Source organism: Paenibacillus lutimineralis, assembly GCF_003991425.1.
GTDB lineage: Bacteria > Bacillota > Bacilli > Paenibacillales > Paenibacillaceae > Fontibacillus > Fontibacillus lutimineralis.
Genome location: NZ_CP034346.1, coordinates 6,402,892 through 6,418,158 on the forward strand (window position 1 = coordinate 6,402,892; position 15,267 = coordinate 6,418,158).

Consider the following 15,267-nt stretch of genomic DNA (forward strand, 5'->3'; position numbering starts at 1 on the left):
TTACCACCCCATTTCAGCAAGAAATGCGTTTAACTTTTCATACCGTTCACGGTTGTGATCCACATGGTAGGCACCTAGCTTTAGGTCTCCGTAAATAACGCCATCACGCAGATAGAGCACTCTGTTTCCCCGCAAAGCGGTTTTGATGTCATGTGTAACCATCACAATACTCTGTCCATTGTGGTTAACTTCGGTCATCACATCTAGCACGCTATCACTTGCAGCGGAGTTGAGTGCACCGGTTGGCTCGTCAGCGAAAACAATGTTCGGACTATTGATCAATGCGCGTACGATGCCTGCCCGCTGTGCTTCACCACCTGAAAGCTGGGAGGGGAATTTCCCCCATGAAGCTTCGTATAATCCAACTTGTGCAAGCAACTGTTTTGCTTTTGACACGATAGCGAGCTTGTTTTTACTCACCAACAAGCCACTTGCCAGCACATTATCTAATACACTCATGTTGTCCAATAAATAGATCTGTTGGAAAACAAACCCGCAATTATATCTTCTAAAAACCGCAAGCTGATCATTATTCAGCTTGGAGATGTTCTGCTTCTCAAAGTTGATTTCACCCAAGGTAGGTTTATCCATACCAGATAGCGCATAGAGCAGGGTGGATTTCCCCGAACCTGAGCTGCCCATAATAACCGTAAAGTCCCCCTCCATAAGACTGATATCTAGATTTTTCAGTACATGCTGCTGGATTCCACCGCTTGAAAAAGATTTACATAATTTTTCCGTTCTTAATATCACGTTTTGCATGAATTAGCCACCCTTTATTAACGTATTTGAAGTTTCATCTATTCGGCTCTAATACAAATAAGACTGTAAAGTAGATTACAGTCTTATCATACAAGGACAATTCTTATTTAATCTTTGTTCAATCCTTAACTGTTTCTTAATTCGCTTAGGCGAGCTTAATTTTAAGTGTAACGGTAAATCCGTCCTCACGGTTATAACATTCAATATCACCCTGCATTTTTTGCATGAGATACTTAGAAATGTACAGGCCTAGCCCTGAACCGCTTTGTCCCTCGGCGTTATTTCCTCTATAAAATTTGTTGAACAAGAGAGGTAATTCATCGCTAGTGATGCCGTTTCCATAGTCATTGATGTAAAGCTCTAAATGAGTATGGCTTACAAGTGAAGTAATCTTGACTGAGGTGCCCGCATATTTATATGCATTACTTATAATATTATCAAATACTTGCTGCAGACGCATGACATCCGTTAAGAGGATACAATCCGGTATTGGCTCACAGCTAATTTGATCATCGTAATTTACATTTGAAATCATACCGTTAAGGACACTGCTGTATGCCTCACTAACCGTAACCTTTAACTCTTTCAATTCTTCTAAAGTTGCATGGAACATATCGGTCACGAGTAGATGAATCTGCTCCGCCTTAGAATAGACTGTATTTAACTGCTTGATCACTTTTTCATCGGTAGCGCGCAGCATCATGAGTTCAGTCACCGCTTTAATGGAGGCAACAGGTGTTTTGATGTCATGGCTTAAGCTGGCAACGAGTTCCTTCTTGCTGCGGTTCGCAGCATATTCACTATTACGCGCCGCCGCCAATTCCTCTCGCATGATGTCAAAGCTTTCGGTAAAAGCGCCAAACGGATTATTTTTGTCCATTTCCAAAGGAATGTCCAAATTCCCCCTTGCCACATTTAGAGCGAAGTCCTGCAGCTTTTGGAATGGTTTAAACACGTTATGATTAATAAATAGTATATATAGTGTAAACAGCACCGTTAACGTGGTAAATGTCACGAAAATCACAATCACAAGTTGTTTCTTGATCTGTTGGATCATTTCTTTATAATCATTGAAAATAATAAGCTTGCCCGCAGGGTTACCATTTACCATTACGTCCGAGATCGTATCTCTGTTTTTGATCGCATCATTTATCGTAGTGGAGGGTGCGCCCGCCGTTTGGTAGAGCATGTTGCCACTGTTATCAAGAACAGTAAATTGTTGATTTAATAAGCTGTAATCCCCTTGTTCGATATGTCCCCAATGGCTTTCAACCGTCTTTAATACCTCATTCACAGCAACAATATCCACATCGGTATTTTCCTTTGTCACAAGTACTAGTACAGAAAAAGAAACACCTGCAATAAAAACAATAAGGATTAATAAGAACATCCATTTCATTCTCATGACTTGCTATCCTCTAAGACGTACCCCGTTCCCCATACGGTTTTGATATATTGCGGTTCGTTGGGATTAACTTCGATTTTCTCGCGTAAATGACGAATATGTACATTGAGCGTTCCATCTCCGGTAAAGGAATCACCCCACACATTGTGGAACAACTCTTCTTTGGTGACTACTTTATTTTTATTTTTCACCAAATAGCAGAGCAGTTTATATTCTAATGACTTGAGTTTGATATCCACACCGTCCACGCGGACACGGCAAAGCGCACAGTCAATCTTGACCTGCCCAAACTCCAGGATTTCAGGGGGACTGCTATTCCCGCCATATCTTTTGAGTACCGCCTTTACTTTGGCAAGCAATATGCTAAGTGTATAGGGCTTCTGTATGTAATCATCTCCGCCTATGTTGAGTGCAATGAGGACATCGTCATCACTCGAACGAGCACTAATAAACAGAATCGGAATCTGCGTCGTCTGCCGCAGCCTCTTGCATAGATCAAAGCCGGATGAATCACCGAGATTTATGTCCAGGAGGATGAGCGATGTTTCATTTTCCCGTAAAAACTGTTCGCACGCCTCTGCGCTAGTCACATAAGCCGATTTGACCTCGAACATATTAAAATACTCACTCGTTGTCTCCGCAAGGACCGTCTCGTCATCCACAATTAAACAATCATAGTTCATACAGGTTCTCCATTAAACGATAGAATTGTAATCGGTTTGTCACTCCCATAATATACCATGGAATTTAAGACTTCCGATATCATTAATTGCAGCGCATTTCACTACCGTATTTTTGTTGACCGCCTTCAACATTCCCTAGCTCTCCCCCAACAACATTTTTCGCTCTATTTGTGATACGGTTCACCGTAACATAAATAGAGCGAAAGCTTATAGGAGGTACCCGAAATGGGTACCTCCTATAGTCGTAACAATACTTTTGTCACGCGGATCAGCTCTGTTGCTTGTCTACTTACTAAATGGACGGCTTCACAATTTGCTATTAAATAATATCTATGACGTCATAAAGGCCCCCTTTTCGGAGTCCTCTACCTTCCCAACTTAAATTTCGTAAGTAAGATTCCCTTTTGAAACTTCCCCCAAATTTTGTGATGTTATTTCATACTTTATTTCAAAGGTTTTATCTGCTCTCTAAAAAGAAACAAGGAAATGCCAAACTTTCTTTTGGATTTAGCTCGCCAAAGTCAAAAATCAGAACATTCTTATCCGATTCCTTGTAAATAGCAAAATCCAAACAGGAGGAATTACGATGAGCAAGCTTAGACGAATAAGCGGATTTTTGAAGTGTACATGATCCTACTTAGCCAGATGAGCAACAAGACCAGAATTAGTTTGTAACGACCTTGTTAGGGTGAGTTAGAGGGGAGTTGTATACAGTTCGGCAAAATTTATTAATTTACGAGATAGATTTACAATAATTTACTGAGAGAAGTATAATAAAAATAATGAATCATGAATGGGGGGATATTCCTTGGATAACAATTACAAAGAATCTCGATACGAGTTTTCTCCGCTAACCCAATCTTACGTCCCGTCACAGGCGAAGACGAGTGGCAAAGCAATTACATCTTTAATACTAGGTATAATATCCTTAATTACTTTGCCATTAGGAGGAATCATAGTCCTTGGAATCGTTGGCTTCTTCAGTGGTATCGTTGCGATTGTGTTATCGTCTTTATCGTTTAAAGAAATCAAGCGAGTACAGGTGCGAGGACGCGGTATGGCAATTGCAGGATTGGTATGCGGAATTGTCGCGACGTCTGTCAATGTGCTTGCCTTTGTTATCTCGTTTGTGAATGGCTTCATGAATGCTATAAATAATGTCTAGACACAACAAGACCACTTTCCTAAAACTGGAAAGCGGTCAGACTGTTTAGAAAAGCTAATGAATCGTTTGTTACACCGGTCTTTTTAGCATGAACAGTCGTAAATTCACCTTAGGGGTCAAGTGTCCTGAAATGATCTAAGAGCAGATAAGTAACAGCTGAAGCATTAGGCATTTTCCTCTCTGGTGAGTTTCCAAATTAATGAATATACTTTAAGTGAAAGAGGTACATATTGGAGTCTACTTTCCACCTTTGCAGTAAGGTCATTTTCGACAACGTTATTTTCCGAAGTTTTAAAATAATCCATTCCGTAGATGGTTTTGAAATTATACTCAACATAATCATGCCACAAAGTAGATGAAATTGTCGTATTTCCCCATACAAAAGTCTCCTTAGAACCGCCCCTTGAGGGATTGACGCATAAATAACAACCTCCATCACTAATCTTCCACTACCCTTTTCACTTTCCAACACCAACATTTGTCGCCGTCACTTATGATAGGCTCTACATCTCATCTCAAAAGCGAAATTTCTTGCGCCGCGGCTGTCCAAAAATTTCGCCCTATTTGTGGTACGGTTCCCCGTAACATTTATAAGGCGAAATCAAAAGGCACCCCATCGGGTGCCTTTCCTCTAGAGTGCGTCTTTATTCATTCCTCTTACTACAACCTCAATTATTACGTGAAATATTCAATTTTTGCATTAGGAAAATAAGTGTGGATATACCTGCCTAGCGTATCTTTGATATCCTCCTGCTCTTGATCTGTGTACACGTATTTTCCAATCCCATACCGCCCCCATTTCCACTTCCTCTTGGTTTCATCAAGCTCCAGCTTCGTCATCGGGTAGTTCTTCTCAATGACATCTTGGCTGGTTTAGTAAAGCGAAGCGATGCTGAATCAGCTCGAAGGTCAAATCTTTAGTGGAAGAATGGGGAAGTGCGGATTCTAATTTCTCGAACATATCCTTATTACGATCAGTCTGCATCGCCTTTTGAAATTCTGGATCGCTTGCCATGTCGTTAGTCATTTTGAGTAGCGTTTGGTCATCACCTTTCTTCCACGTATCCACCAACTCGTCCACTTTATTTATTGATGACGTCAGAATTATAACTGTCTAGCATAGTATTGAGTTTCTTCTCCCGCAGCTCCTTAGAGAAGCCAGCAAGCACCCCCCTATTTGGGATTCACGAGGGTCAAGTTCTATTACTGGAATCTTGCGTTCAAGGGCTTTCTGAAGAAAATACAGATCAATTCCTTCTTCTATGTTGTCGCCAGCCTTTAATGCACTGCTTGTGACCAAAATCACAACGGTAAATTTATACTGTCCTAGAATCAAGATATCAAACATAATCTATTATCTATTACAACGGGAGGCTAGCATAATGGATCAATTTACATTTGCAGATATGAAGAAGATAAAGAGAGAAGTAATGGGTAACACCGTACCCTTGGAACTATTTAGAACGATTAGACTGATCGGCTTATATCAAGCATTACCTGCTAACGGTAAAGGCACGACAATGACAGTTGGAAGGAAAATTGGCACGGAATTGGGTGTTAACTCCGTTAGTGAACTATTCGAGTTATTCAAAGATATGAAAATAGGAATTCCAGAGATCATTAGAGAAGATGAGATGAGTATGACGGTTGCTGTACATGATTGCTTTTGTGCTGGACTTCCAGTCCTGGAAGGTAAAATGGTCTGCGATTTGGAAGGAGCTATTTTGGAAGGCGCTCTCACCAAAATTCGAGGTAAACGTGTCTCCGTCCGCGAAGTGAAATGCAATGTTAACGGCGATGAGTATTGTGAATATGAAGTGAGATTTTAAATTTCTAACAAGCACAAAAACATCAGAAGACCCCGCGAGGGGTCTTTCACTTTTTCCAGGAGGCCCGAACACCACCAAAAAGCTTGCCGCTACTTGTGATACGGTTCACCGTATCATCTATAGAGCGGAATCGAAGGAAACAGGTCGCCTAGACACCGCCGCTCGACGTTCCCGCAGCGCAAGACCCTGATGCACCTGATCGTGAAAATGATACGCTGGGCGACAGGAAGCCGATCGGCAGCATCGAGTTTACCTTCAACGAGGAGACAGAGAAGCACTTTTTAAGCTTAGCCTTTTCCGCTGACAACATTGCGAAAGGGGCTTTTCCTTTGGCTGGGAAAGCCCCTTTGCTGAAGCAAAATCTGAATATTAAGATTTAAGTACTGGAATTTGGCACCAACGACCTCGCCGCTTTTCGACAAACTATTTCTTTGGTTTTACTCTGAACCAGACTTCGCTCCAACATGTACTACCGCGACCATAATACAGTTCCAATTCATAGCCATCAATCTTCACATAATCGGCAGTCGGCAACCACTCGGTGTATACTCTTTTGATAAGACTTTGAATAGCATCACTTGTGCCTTCCATTGCATGGTTTTCAGTTCTGAAAACAGCCCATGTTGCGGCTGGAACCGTCACTTCTTTATATCCATCGGGTTGGCTTTTACCTGTTTTGTAGGCGAAAAGCATATAAGGAAAAGTGTTATTGCCTTCGACTGAACAATAATCGCAAATAGCATTGACCAAACACAAATCGTCGCTCGGTGCTTCTGTAATCATATTTGTTGATTTGGTAAGTTTGCCGATCCTGCCGTCACTTTGTGCATCTTGCCAAAACTTTGGAATGGAACGTAAATTTTCACCGTTATCGGAGTTCATGATACTTTCGATACCATAGATGGTGAATGTCTCTTTCGATTCAATTCTGTAATTCACAGGGACAACTCCTCTCACTGCTAGTAGGAAAGAGATTCGGGGATAGGCTGTGAGAACAACACCATTATCGCGCGCTGATGACGGCGTTGCCCCATTAATATTGTGAAAAGCGCGAGTAAAAGCCTCCGGAGAGTCATAACCATACTTCATCGCAAGGTCAACAATCTTAACGTTACTGTTCTGTAACTCGAAAGCAGCAAGAGTCATCTTCCTTCGTCTGATATACTCGGACAAGGAAATATCCGCTACGATTGAGAACACTCTCTGGAAACTGGAGTTGGAACAGCCAGCAATACTTGCGGCTTTGGTCATATCAATATCCGCACAGAGGTTATCCTCTATATAGTCGAGCGCTTTATTCATTCTTTAAAACCATGTCATCCCGTTTCTCTCCCCTCTGAAAACAGTAAATCATATATGAAGGTATAAATCCTTGTAGATCATAATCAAATAATGCAAGCTCATCTTTAGATCTGTGGTTTCGAGCGGAGGAATTTCGCCCTTCTTGTGATACGGTTCACCTCATGTTTGTGGTAAACACCTCAATTCGATGAGCAATTGATAATCGATGCACAGAACGGTGATTTTGAAGCTTTTCGCATAATTGTGCTTCGTTATTCAAACGCCCTGCTTTCGGTTGCATACAGCATTCTGGGGGACTTTCATGAATCCCAAGATGTTACACAAGAAGCTTTTGTGAAGTGTTACAATAGCCTTCATACATTGAAAGATCCAACTCGGCTTGGCAGTTGGCTTTACTCCATAGCATACCGAACAAGTCTGGACTTTGTAAAAAAGAAAAAACCATCGTTCATCTACCATTTTCACTTGAGAATAAACAACCATGGCAATCTACTGTTGGAATCTGGTCACGAATTATATTTGCTTGAATGCCACCACTTCAATTACATAACGGGCAGATTACGCTCGTTGACCCCAAGTATGGTAAGAAAAATGCACCCTCGTGAGGTGCTTAAGCTGACACTGGATTAAAGCATCCGTGCCGAAAGGAATGATTCCGTTCAATGTAAGTGTAAGGCTATCACAACAATAGCTCCATGGCTGCGCGTTCTTTATCCGCAATCTCGAGCAACAGCTTAGACGCATTCACGAGCTCTTGGTGCTCACCTGTTCTTCCTGCATGGTCGATTGAAGCAGAGACGCTAACCCACATTGGAGCGATCTCTGTAAACATACAGTGGGCTTGTTCGATCCTCGGGTCCTCCAGCCAATCAGCACATTCTCTCAAATAATCCCTATACAGATTCCGAAATAAAGCGCCGCCGGTTCCCGCCCGCTCCATTAGCGTCGCGGTAAGACATAAATCATGTTCGAAATTGTTACTGCGAGAAGGCCACTTCAAGATTTCATTGCTCATTTTAACAATGCCTTTATTGCCAATATTCCGAATGGGCGGGTTCAGATAGTCATGCGCATTCATGGTCAAGGATTCGCGTATAGCAGAAACAAGCGGAAGCAATGCGTCGTTTGGCTCGATCGTAAAGGAAAGATTCCGGGAGCTCATGGGTCCCTTTGCATTTCTGGCAGCGGCCAAGCTTGTCAAACGCGTCTTCACAAGTCCACCCTGTTGTCTGGTGTCCGCCATGTAGGCGTATTCGTCATCTATACCGTAAAGTACCGCATAGTGACCGGCGAAGTGTACTTTGTTCTTAAAATAATCCAAGTAATAGGCATCTAATTTAAGCCCAACCGGAATGCCGTGTTCGATGCTGCTTCGGACGTTCTGCCACGCCTTATTGACGGACGAGGTTTCTTGATATCTGACGTTCAAGCCGAGTCGTTCGGCGAGATAAGCGGTCAGTTTATCCGGTTTTACCCTTCCTCCGATGAAGGGGAAGTCCATTCCCTTCGAATCCCAGTATATGAATCCAAGCCCTTGCCCGAGTCCGAACAACATCGGCTCAGACAGGCGGACTCCCGCATATTGCATTAAATTGCCCATGGCGGTTGTTTCGCAATGTTCGCCTTGATAAGGAATGAAACCTTCAATAAATTTGACCATGTCTACTTGCCTCCTCCAATAATTCATGTATTAAACGGCTAACGAAAGCTTGCTCGCTCTCGATTAAGCTGAATGGATGCAAGAACAACGCCCTTACGTTCAGCGGCAAGCTAGCTCCGCCTTGTGATTCGTACTTCTGTCTTATTTTTATCGAGGCTTCTCCAAGAAAATCCAGTCGTTTCCGTAAAGCAATGACGGCCTCTTCCTTCCCGATATGGGGCAAAGCGGCCAAACCGAGATCGAAGCGGTTGTCACGTTCCCGTGTAGACGACAGACTATCAAGAATTTCATTTCTCAGCTTACGTATACCTACTTCGGTGAGGGCAAACCGGGTCGGCGTTGGCCCCTTGCCGGATTTCTCGTCGGATGTCTCCGGTGAGATCCATCCTTTATCGCTAAGTTTCTTCAATCCTGCATATATCGAAGTTGTACCGATATTCGCCCATTCTTTATAACCTCGCTGCTCGACTAACTTCATAATATCGTATCCGGAAGCTTGACGATGTTCCGCGATCATTTGCAGGAGCATGAATTCGACATTCGATAATGTATGCATAGAGAGACTCCTTATCTTGAGTATTTCATATGTGGAATATAACATGGGTGTAATAAAAATTCAATAACCGAATCTGCTAGAAAACTACAGCTTGAGAATATTCAAATCAGGAACTGACGAACTTCCGAATGTACGGGGCTTGAGGCGGCGCTTGAGCTCGCGGCATCGACCGATCATGCCGATCTTTTTTTGTACCCAGGTGATCAACACTACTTCGCAGAAAGCAGTTTGCCGTTTTATGACGCTGACGCGACGGCGTTGCTGTTGCAACGTGTACTTGAATTCCTCAGGCGGTTAAATGACTAAGAGCAAACTCCTGTATGCGGGAAGTCAGTTAAGCTAACGGAGAACGTTAGTTTAAGAAAAAAGCGGCGAATAAAGGCTTTATTTTATAGCCTTTATTCGCCGGTCTAATATCACTATCGTCTTAATCTGCTGATATAACTACAACTCAAGTACAATTTCTTTTCTTATGGTGTGTACCATCACTTGTGGTACGGTTCACCGTAACGGGTTTATCGGCGAAATGCAACACGTGCTTGCCGCGGTGTGACAGCTCCTAGAAATACTCCCCATCACAGCGATCGAATTACAAAATAATACAATTTGTAACATGACATAATTGATGACAATTCTCACTATGCGGCTAAGGGAAAATGTTCTATCATTTCTGCAGTAGGAAAGCTAATACGGGTAAAAGCTACATCAGTTTACAATACCCTCCGGGATATAGCGGTTGAACGAATATTCTAAAAGCAGTCACATGGATTTTTCACACCTTCAGCATCAAGACCAAGGCTTCAGATTGATCAGAAAATGCTATTTCGTTCAACGGATTAGTATAGAAAGGATGATAGACGAACGATGATGAAAAACAGAAGTCATCACAGGAGAATTTTGTTTCATTTCATACTAATCATGGTGCTGCTACTGAACGCATTCCCGGTTGTTGCCGCAAGTGAAGAGAGCGATTTTATTCCATGGCTTCCTAATAAACACTACACTTTTGATCGTCCAGTCGATTCAACGATAGACAACGAAGGAAATGTATACATTGTAGATCCAATAAACAATCGAATTGTTAAGGTAGATCGTAATGGAATGTACCTTAATGATTGGGGGGACTACGGCAGTGGAGAAGGCATGTTTAATTATCCTAGTGGGATCGCAATTGATAACAATGGCAATGTTTACGTAGCGGACCGCGGTAATAATCGGATTCAAAAATTTGATTCGAGTGGAAATTATCTCACCGCATGGGGAGCATCTGGAACCGGCAATGGACAGTTCCGCGCTCCGGTTAATTTAGCAATCGACTACAACGGCAATATTTATGTAGCGGATAGGGATAATTACAGAATTCAAGTATTGGATCCCAATGGGAACTTTCTCACCAAATGGGGAAGTGTGGGCACCGGTAATGGGCAGTTTAATTTGATTTACGGCATTGCGGTCGACCAGACCGGTAATGTATATACAACAGAGAGTGAAAACCATCGAGTACAAAAATTCACTTCGGGTGGTACCTATATAACGCAATGGGGAAGCCTGGGCACCGGTAATGGGCAGTTTAAATATCCCTTTTCAATCGATGCCGACAGTAGCGGCCATGTTTATGTAACGGATGCCCAAAATAATCGGATTCAGAAGTTTGATTCGAATGGCGTCTATATGGACCAATGGGGAAGCTTTGGCACCGGTAGCGGACAATTGAGTTTCCCCAATAGTGTAACAGTAGATCCCGATGGCAACATTTATGTAACAGAAGCTTCCAACAACCGATTGCAAACATTTGATCCGAATGGAGAGTCCCTCGCCGTCCTGACCAGCGCCAGCGCTATTGTCTGGTTTAACGATCCGAGTGGAATTGCATTCGATAGCAGCGGTAGTGTCTATGTAATCGAGAGGGGAAGCCATCAGATCCAAAAGTCCGATTCTAGTGGAGCCTATCTCGCAAGCTGGGGCGGCAGAGGAAATGCGAATGGTCAGTTTGATCACCCAACCGATGTAGCGATTAACAGCGCAAGCCATGTCTACGTAACGGATACCGGCAACCATCGCATTCAAAGGTTTGATCGGGATGGCAGTTTTCTTGGTCAATGGGGTGGACAAGGTTCCGGTGATGGTCAGTTCGTTGACCCTACAGGCATAGCGGTTAACTTGAATGGAGATGTCTATGTGGTGGATAGCGGCAACCACCGTATTCAAAGGTTCGACGCCGCTGGAAACTATATTAGTCAATGGGGAACTCAAGGTGGAGGTAATGGCCAGTTCGAGTCTCCATCCAGAATAGCGATCGATAGTAGCGATCATATCTATGTCACGGATAGCGGCAATCATCGCATTCAGAAATTTGATCGGGACGGCAGCTTTCTTGGTCAATGGGGAAGCCTTGGCCATGATAACGGTCAATTGGATCATCCTCAAGGCATTGTAATCGACAGCCAGGGTCAAGTCTACGTAGCTGATAGCAATAATGACCGGGTTCAGAGCTTCAACGTTGACGGAGCTTATGTTGACCAGTGGGGCAGCACAGGTAATGGAGAAGGTCAGTTTAACAATCCGACAGATATAGCCATTGATCCAAGCGGCAAAGTTTATGCTGTAGATACGGGCAACCAACGGATTCAGTGGAAAGTCGCAAAAGTGGATACGCCGACTTCTTATCCGTTCAGCGGGGCTAGCATTGCGAATAATAGCGTAGTGACGTTGAGTACAGCTACTGCAGGTGCAACGATTTATTATACGACTGACGGTTCTGTGCCAACGCGGAACAGTGCAAGCGGAACGGAAGTTACGATTGCCGGGGGGCCAGGCGAATCGGTGCATGTGCAGGCTTTTGCTGTAAGGACGGATATGGAAGACAGTCCGCTGTTGAGCGTGACTTACACATTAGCAGCACCAGTGATTACACCTCCGATTGGATTTTATGATAAAAATGTGGATAGTGCACAAAATCAAAATATAGAGTTTATGCTGAATTCGAACGGTTATCCGTTATCGGATATTCGGAATGACACGGTTTCGCTAATCAGAGGACAGGATTACGAGCTTGTAGGCAGCACGGTAATTGTGTTCTCACACTATTTGACGACATTGCCTATCGGGCAGACAGTGCTTACATTCGATTTTGGTTCCTTATCCTCACTGTCATTAACCATTCAAATTAGCGATTCAACACCTGTGCCCGGGGCGCCGCAATTACAACCAGCGGTTCCTGGCGATAGGCAAGCGAGTCTGACATGGAGACCCGTAGCAGGTGCTGCAAACTATCATATCTATCAAAGCTCGACGCCTTCTGTAAGTGGAACCAAGGTTGCGACGGTGGTCGGTTCTGTATATGACTATACAGCAACAGAGCTGACAAATGGGACAACCTATTACTTCACGATTCAAGGAGAAAATCATCAAGGAACAAGTCCTTTCTCCAATATCATAAGTGCGACTCCATTCACGTTGCCAGATGCGCCTACTAATGTCCTGGCGGTGGCCGGTGATAGCCAAGCTACGATTACCTTCAATGCCCCGGCGTTTGACGGAGGCAGTCCCATTACCGGGTATGAGGTGATCGCCAATCCTGGCGGATTGACCGCTGCTGCAACGGCAAGCCCCTTCACATTCCGGGGCTTAACCAACGGGATCTCTTACACATTCACTGTGAAAGCGATCAATGCTGGAGGCAGCGGCACAGAATCGGCACCTTCGAATGCGGTAATGCCGAGGTCTATGTCAACGCCGACGCCAACACCGACACCAACGCCTATGCCGTCGCCGATGCCAACTCCAACTCCAACTCCAACGCCGACGCCGACGCCGACGCCGATGCCGGAGACATCCAAGCCGGGAATTTTCAAATCAGATATAATCGATCTGGAGAAGTTGAATTACGAGATTAAAGAGAAGCTTCAATCGACAGCCTCTGTTCAGTCGTTTACGGATATTTCGAACAACTGGGCAATTACTTCAATCAATAAGCTAGTCAAGCTTGATGCGATACAAGGGTACCCCGATAGAAGCTTTAAACCGAATCAAGTAATTACAAGAGCGGAGTTTGTATCCATGCTGGCAAGATTGCTGGTCATTGACGTTAAGCATGCTGGCGAGACCAAGTTCCCTGATGTACAGCAGCACTGGGCCAAGGATGCGATAGAAGCGTTAGCGTATTATGGAATTGTGACAGGCGATGGAGACGGCCGCTTCAAACCGGATGAGGCAATTACAAGGGAAGACATGGTTGTCATGATTGTCAGGTTGTTGAACGAAGGAGCTCTTCCACAATCAGGCAGCGTGAATTTTATCGATTTGATGAGTGCGGGGAACTATGCGACGGAATCAATTGAAGCCGCACAGAGGGCAAGAATTGTGACCGGCTATGCGGACCAAACCTTTAAGCCTAAAGGTCTGACGACCCGCGCAGAGACGGCGACGATTCTGATCCGGTTACTGGCGCTGGATGCCACTTTGAAGGAATTGCTGGAGCATGAATAGACAGAAGTCGCAACGGAAGAGATAGTTGCACGCGTTTGCGGAAAAAATGACGTGCCAGTAATCCTACCCTCGTCAAGTAGACAGTAAAAAAGAAGATTCATTTATGAGGCGATCGCATTTCGGTACTCTACCGGGGAGCGTTCGCCTAGTTTTTTCTGGAAATGTTTATGGTTGTGAAAATCTCTATACAAGGCGTTCGCAAAATCTACTGCTGGCTTACGCCCTGCATTCGAACGTTTCTTACCGATGACGGAACGAATCCCAAATTCTCTCATTTGTCATCTTACCTTTTACGAAATTTGGCCCTACTTGTGATACGGAGAACCGTATCACAAGTAGGGCCAAATCAAAGGGCACTCGATCGGGTGCCCTGCTTTATGTATGCTACGGCTCCGCTCAAGAAAATAAATACTACACCTGTCCGAGATTTTTTATAATTTCACGATAACGCATCGTCGCCAGAGAACTAGGCAGGCCTTTTTTGCAGAAAGAAAGCTTGGCCAGCTTGGGAACAACACGTTCAACGACAATCTGTCCATCTACCAGTTTGGATTCCAATGCTTCTAAGGCCTCCAAGAAACGTCTGTCCTTCTTGGCACGGTCATAAAAGGATAACACATAGACATACACAAAAAGATTGTAGTTTCGAAATGGATATTCCACCTGCATAAACAATGTTCCCATCCCATAGTGACATGGACCAATCGGTTTTCGAATGTCCCAGTGCTCGAGCAAGAAATCTACAGCACTATCAAGGGCAGGTTCATTATTGAAATCGTTACTAAAGCGAAATGCGTTCAAAATAGTGAGAGTTGGGAACGGATTGGAATACTCTGTCTCTGGACCACGACCAAAGCTAAATTTATTGCATCGCCAGCCACCGTCAGGATATTGGGTATCCAAAAGGTGTTGGAAGGTTTTTTTCATTCTGGTATCCGACACATATCCCAAGTGGCAAAGCACCTCAGCCACATGTGCAGTATGGCAGGGGTAAATTCCACCTTGCGGATATACCTTGAAACGTCCGTCATCCTGCCAAGTGCTAAAGATCAGCTCTGCCGTTTCCTGAAGTATCGATTCCGTTGGCTTCATACCTAATTCTAATAGATACAATGCGCAGTCCAAAGTAGTAAAAGGCGAGCCCTTCATGAGGCGTTTATCGGGTGTAGTCCAGTAGTCTGAGCCATTATCATATCGGTGTGACAATATTACTTTAACATCTGAAGCATATTGCTTTTCTATAGCCATCGTCTCGCTCCCTTATAAAGTTCATAAGCCCCAATTCAAATGCCATATCGGCCGAATTGTTTTCACTACTTTCGAAGTCGTTTTCACCTCAGTCTTACATTTCTTGTAATCATGATCAATGAATTTTGTTATATCAGCACAATAAGGAGTACCTATGCCTATAATCTAT

General features: G+C 43.8%; 14 protein-coding genes and 1 pseudogene. 5 read left to right on the forward strand and 10 right to left on the reverse strand.

Annotated features, from left to right (window positions below):
• From EI981_RS28445 to EI981_RS28455, 3 genes are all read right to left on the reverse strand, one after another.
• A complete protein-coding gene (locus EI981_RS28445) occupies positions 1 to 762 on the reverse strand; it encodes an ABC transporter ATP-binding protein (RefSeq protein WP_127004038.1) in 762 nt (253 codons plus the stop codon).
• Between the two features lie 145 nt (positions 763 to 907).
• On the reverse strand, positions 908 to 2,167 hold the full coding sequence (locus EI981_RS28450; RefSeq protein ID WP_127004040.1) for a HAMP domain-containing sensor histidine kinase: 1,260 nt from the start codon (positions 2,165 to 2,167) through the stop codon (positions 908 to 910).
• Entirely contained in the window at positions 2,164 to 2,850 is a 687-nt protein-coding gene (locus EI981_RS28455; protein WP_127004042.1) for a response regulator transcription factor, read from the reverse strand. Before EI981_RS28455 ends, EI981_RS28450 begins: the two co-directional genes overlap by 4 nt.
• 793 nt (positions 2,851 to 3,643) lie before the next feature.
• Between EI981_RS28455 and EI981_RS28460 the strand changes: the two genes are divergently transcribed.
• Positions 3,644 to 4,015 (forward strand): DUF4190 domain-containing protein, encoded by a 372-nt coding sequence (locus EI981_RS28460; RefSeq protein WP_127004044.1) that lies wholly within the window; start codon positions 3,644 to 3,646, stop codon positions 4,013 to 4,015.
• A 675-nt stretch (positions 4,016 to 4,690) separates the two neighbouring features.
• Here EI981_RS28460 and EI981_RS29860 read toward each other — a convergent pair.
• Positions 4,691 to 4,982, reverse strand: a pseudogene (locus tag EI981_RS29860) (spore photoproduct lyase family protein); the annotation flags it as partial.
• 415 nt (positions 4,983 to 5,397) lie between these two features.
• Here EI981_RS29860 and EI981_RS28470 point away from each other — a divergent pair.
• Positions 5,398 to 5,844: a V4R domain-containing protein gene (locus EI981_RS28470; protein ID WP_127004046.1), complete on the forward strand. Its 447-nt coding sequence runs from the start codon at positions 5,398 to 5,400 to the stop codon at positions 5,842 to 5,844.
• A gap of 148 nt (positions 5,845 to 5,992) precedes the next feature.
• Here EI981_RS28470 and EI981_RS29170 read toward each other — a convergent pair whose 3' ends face one another.
• Both EI981_RS29170 and EI981_RS28475 read right to left on the reverse strand, forming a co-directional pair.
• On the reverse strand, positions 5,993 to 6,154 hold the full coding sequence (locus tag EI981_RS29170; RefSeq protein ID WP_162616300.1) for a hypothetical protein: 162 nt from the start codon (positions 6,152 to 6,154) through the stop codon (positions 5,993 to 5,995).
• A 113-nt stretch (positions 6,155 to 6,267) separates the two neighbouring features.
• Positions 6,268 to 7,146, reverse strand: coding sequence for an AraC family transcriptional regulator (locus tag EI981_RS28475; protein ID WP_227011627.1), 879 nt, complete (start codon positions 7,144 to 7,146; stop codon positions 6,268 to 6,270).
• A 243-nt stretch (positions 7,147 to 7,389) separates the two neighbouring features.
• On the opposite strand from EI981_RS28475, the gene EI981_RS28480 reads away from it, so the two are divergent.
• Positions 7,390 to 7,776, forward strand: a complete 387-nt coding sequence (locus EI981_RS28480; RefSeq protein ID WP_227011949.1) for an RNA polymerase sigma factor — start codon at positions 7,390 to 7,392, stop codon at positions 7,774 to 7,776.
• 49 nt (positions 7,777 to 7,825) lie between these two features.
• On the opposite strand, the gene EI981_RS28485 is transcribed toward EI981_RS28480, so the two are convergent.
• Together EI981_RS28485 and EI981_RS28490 are read right to left on the reverse strand one after the other, a co-directional pair.
• On the reverse strand, positions 7,826 to 8,806 hold the full coding sequence (locus EI981_RS28485; protein ID WP_127004050.1) for a BtrH N-terminal domain-containing protein: 981 nt from the start codon (positions 8,804 to 8,806) through the stop codon (positions 7,826 to 7,828).
• Positions 8,790 to 9,362: a PadR family transcriptional regulator gene (locus EI981_RS28490; RefSeq protein ID WP_127004052.1), complete on the reverse strand. Its 573-nt coding sequence runs from the start codon at positions 9,360 to 9,362 to the stop codon at positions 8,790 to 8,792. The genes EI981_RS28485 and EI981_RS28490 overlap by 17 nt, the downstream gene beginning before the upstream one ends.
• Before the next feature lie 189 nt (positions 9,363 to 9,551).
• Here EI981_RS28490 and EI981_RS28495 point away from each other — a divergent pair, with 189 nt between their 5' ends.
• The gene (locus EI981_RS28495; RefSeq protein ID WP_127004054.1) at positions 9,552 to 9,668 is read left to right on the forward strand and encodes a hypothetical protein; all 117 of its coding nucleotides are present in this window, start codon (positions 9,552 to 9,554) and stop codon (positions 9,666 to 9,668) included.
• A 612-nt stretch (positions 9,669 to 10,280) separates the two neighbouring features.
• On the forward strand, positions 10,281 to 13,850 hold the full coding sequence (locus EI981_RS28500; protein ID WP_162616301.1) for an S-layer homology domain-containing protein: 3,570 nt from the start codon (positions 10,281 to 10,283) through the stop codon (positions 13,848 to 13,850).
• A gap of 101 nt (positions 13,851 to 13,951) precedes the next feature.
• Here the strand turns inward: EI981_RS28500 and EI981_RS29175 are convergent, their stop codons facing one another.
• A complete protein-coding gene (locus EI981_RS29175; protein WP_162616302.1) occupies positions 13,952 to 14,125 on the reverse strand; it encodes a hypothetical protein in 174 nt (57 codons plus the stop codon).
• A 136-nt stretch (positions 14,126 to 14,261) separates the two neighbouring features.
• On the reverse strand, positions 14,262 to 15,098 hold the full coding sequence (locus EI981_RS28505) for a prenyltransferase/squalene oxidase repeat-containing protein (protein WP_127004058.1): 837 nt from the start codon (positions 15,096 to 15,098) through the stop codon (positions 14,262 to 14,264).
• Positions 15,099 to 15,267: the final 169 nt, after the last annotated feature.

Excerpts from the sequence above, each read along its gene's own strand:
- EI981_RS28445 (WP_127004038.1), bottom strand. The coding sequence starts at position 762 with ATGCAAAACGTGATATTAAGAACGGAAAAATTATGTAAATCTTTTTCA.
- EI981_RS28450 (WP_127004040.1), bottom strand. The coding sequence starts at position 2,167 with ATGAGAATGAAATGGATGTTCTTATTAATCCTTATTGTTTTTATTGCA.
- EI981_RS28455 (WP_127004042.1), bottom strand. The coding sequence starts at position 2,850 with ATGAACTATGATTGTTTAATTGTGGATGACGAGACGGTCCTTGCGGAG.
- EI981_RS28460 (WP_127004044.1), top strand. The coding sequence starts at position 3,644 with ATGGGGGGATATTCCTTGGATAACAATTACAAAGAATCTCGATACGAG.
- EI981_RS28470 (WP_127004046.1), top strand. The coding sequence starts at position 5,398 with ATGGATCAATTTACATTTGCAGATATGAAGAAGATAAAGAGAGAAGTA.
- EI981_RS29170 (WP_162616300.1), bottom strand. The coding sequence starts at position 6,154 with ATGTTGTCAGCGGAAAAGGCTAAGCTTAAAAAGTGCTTCTCTGTCTCC.
- EI981_RS28475 (WP_227011627.1), bottom strand. The coding sequence starts at position 7,146 with ATGAATAAAGCGCTCGACTATATAGAGGATAACCTCTGTGCGGATATT.
- EI981_RS28485 (WP_127004050.1), bottom strand. The coding sequence starts at position 8,806 with ATGGTCAAATTTATTGAAGGTTTCATTCCTTATCAAGGCGAACATTGC.
- EI981_RS28490 (WP_127004052.1), bottom strand. The coding sequence starts at position 9,362 with ATGCATACATTATCGAATGTCGAATTCATGCTCCTGCAAATGATCGCG.
- EI981_RS28500 (WP_162616301.1), top strand. The coding sequence starts at position 10,281 with ATGGTGCTGCTACTGAACGCATTCCCGGTTGTTGCCGCAAGTGAAGAG.
- EI981_RS29175 (WP_162616302.1), bottom strand. The coding sequence starts at position 14,125 with ATGAGAGAATTTGGGATTCGTTCCGTCATCGGTAAGAAACGTTCGAAT.
- EI981_RS28505 (WP_127004058.1), bottom strand. The coding sequence starts at position 15,098 with ATGGCTATAGAAAAGCAATATGCTTCAGATGTTAAAGTAATATTGTCA.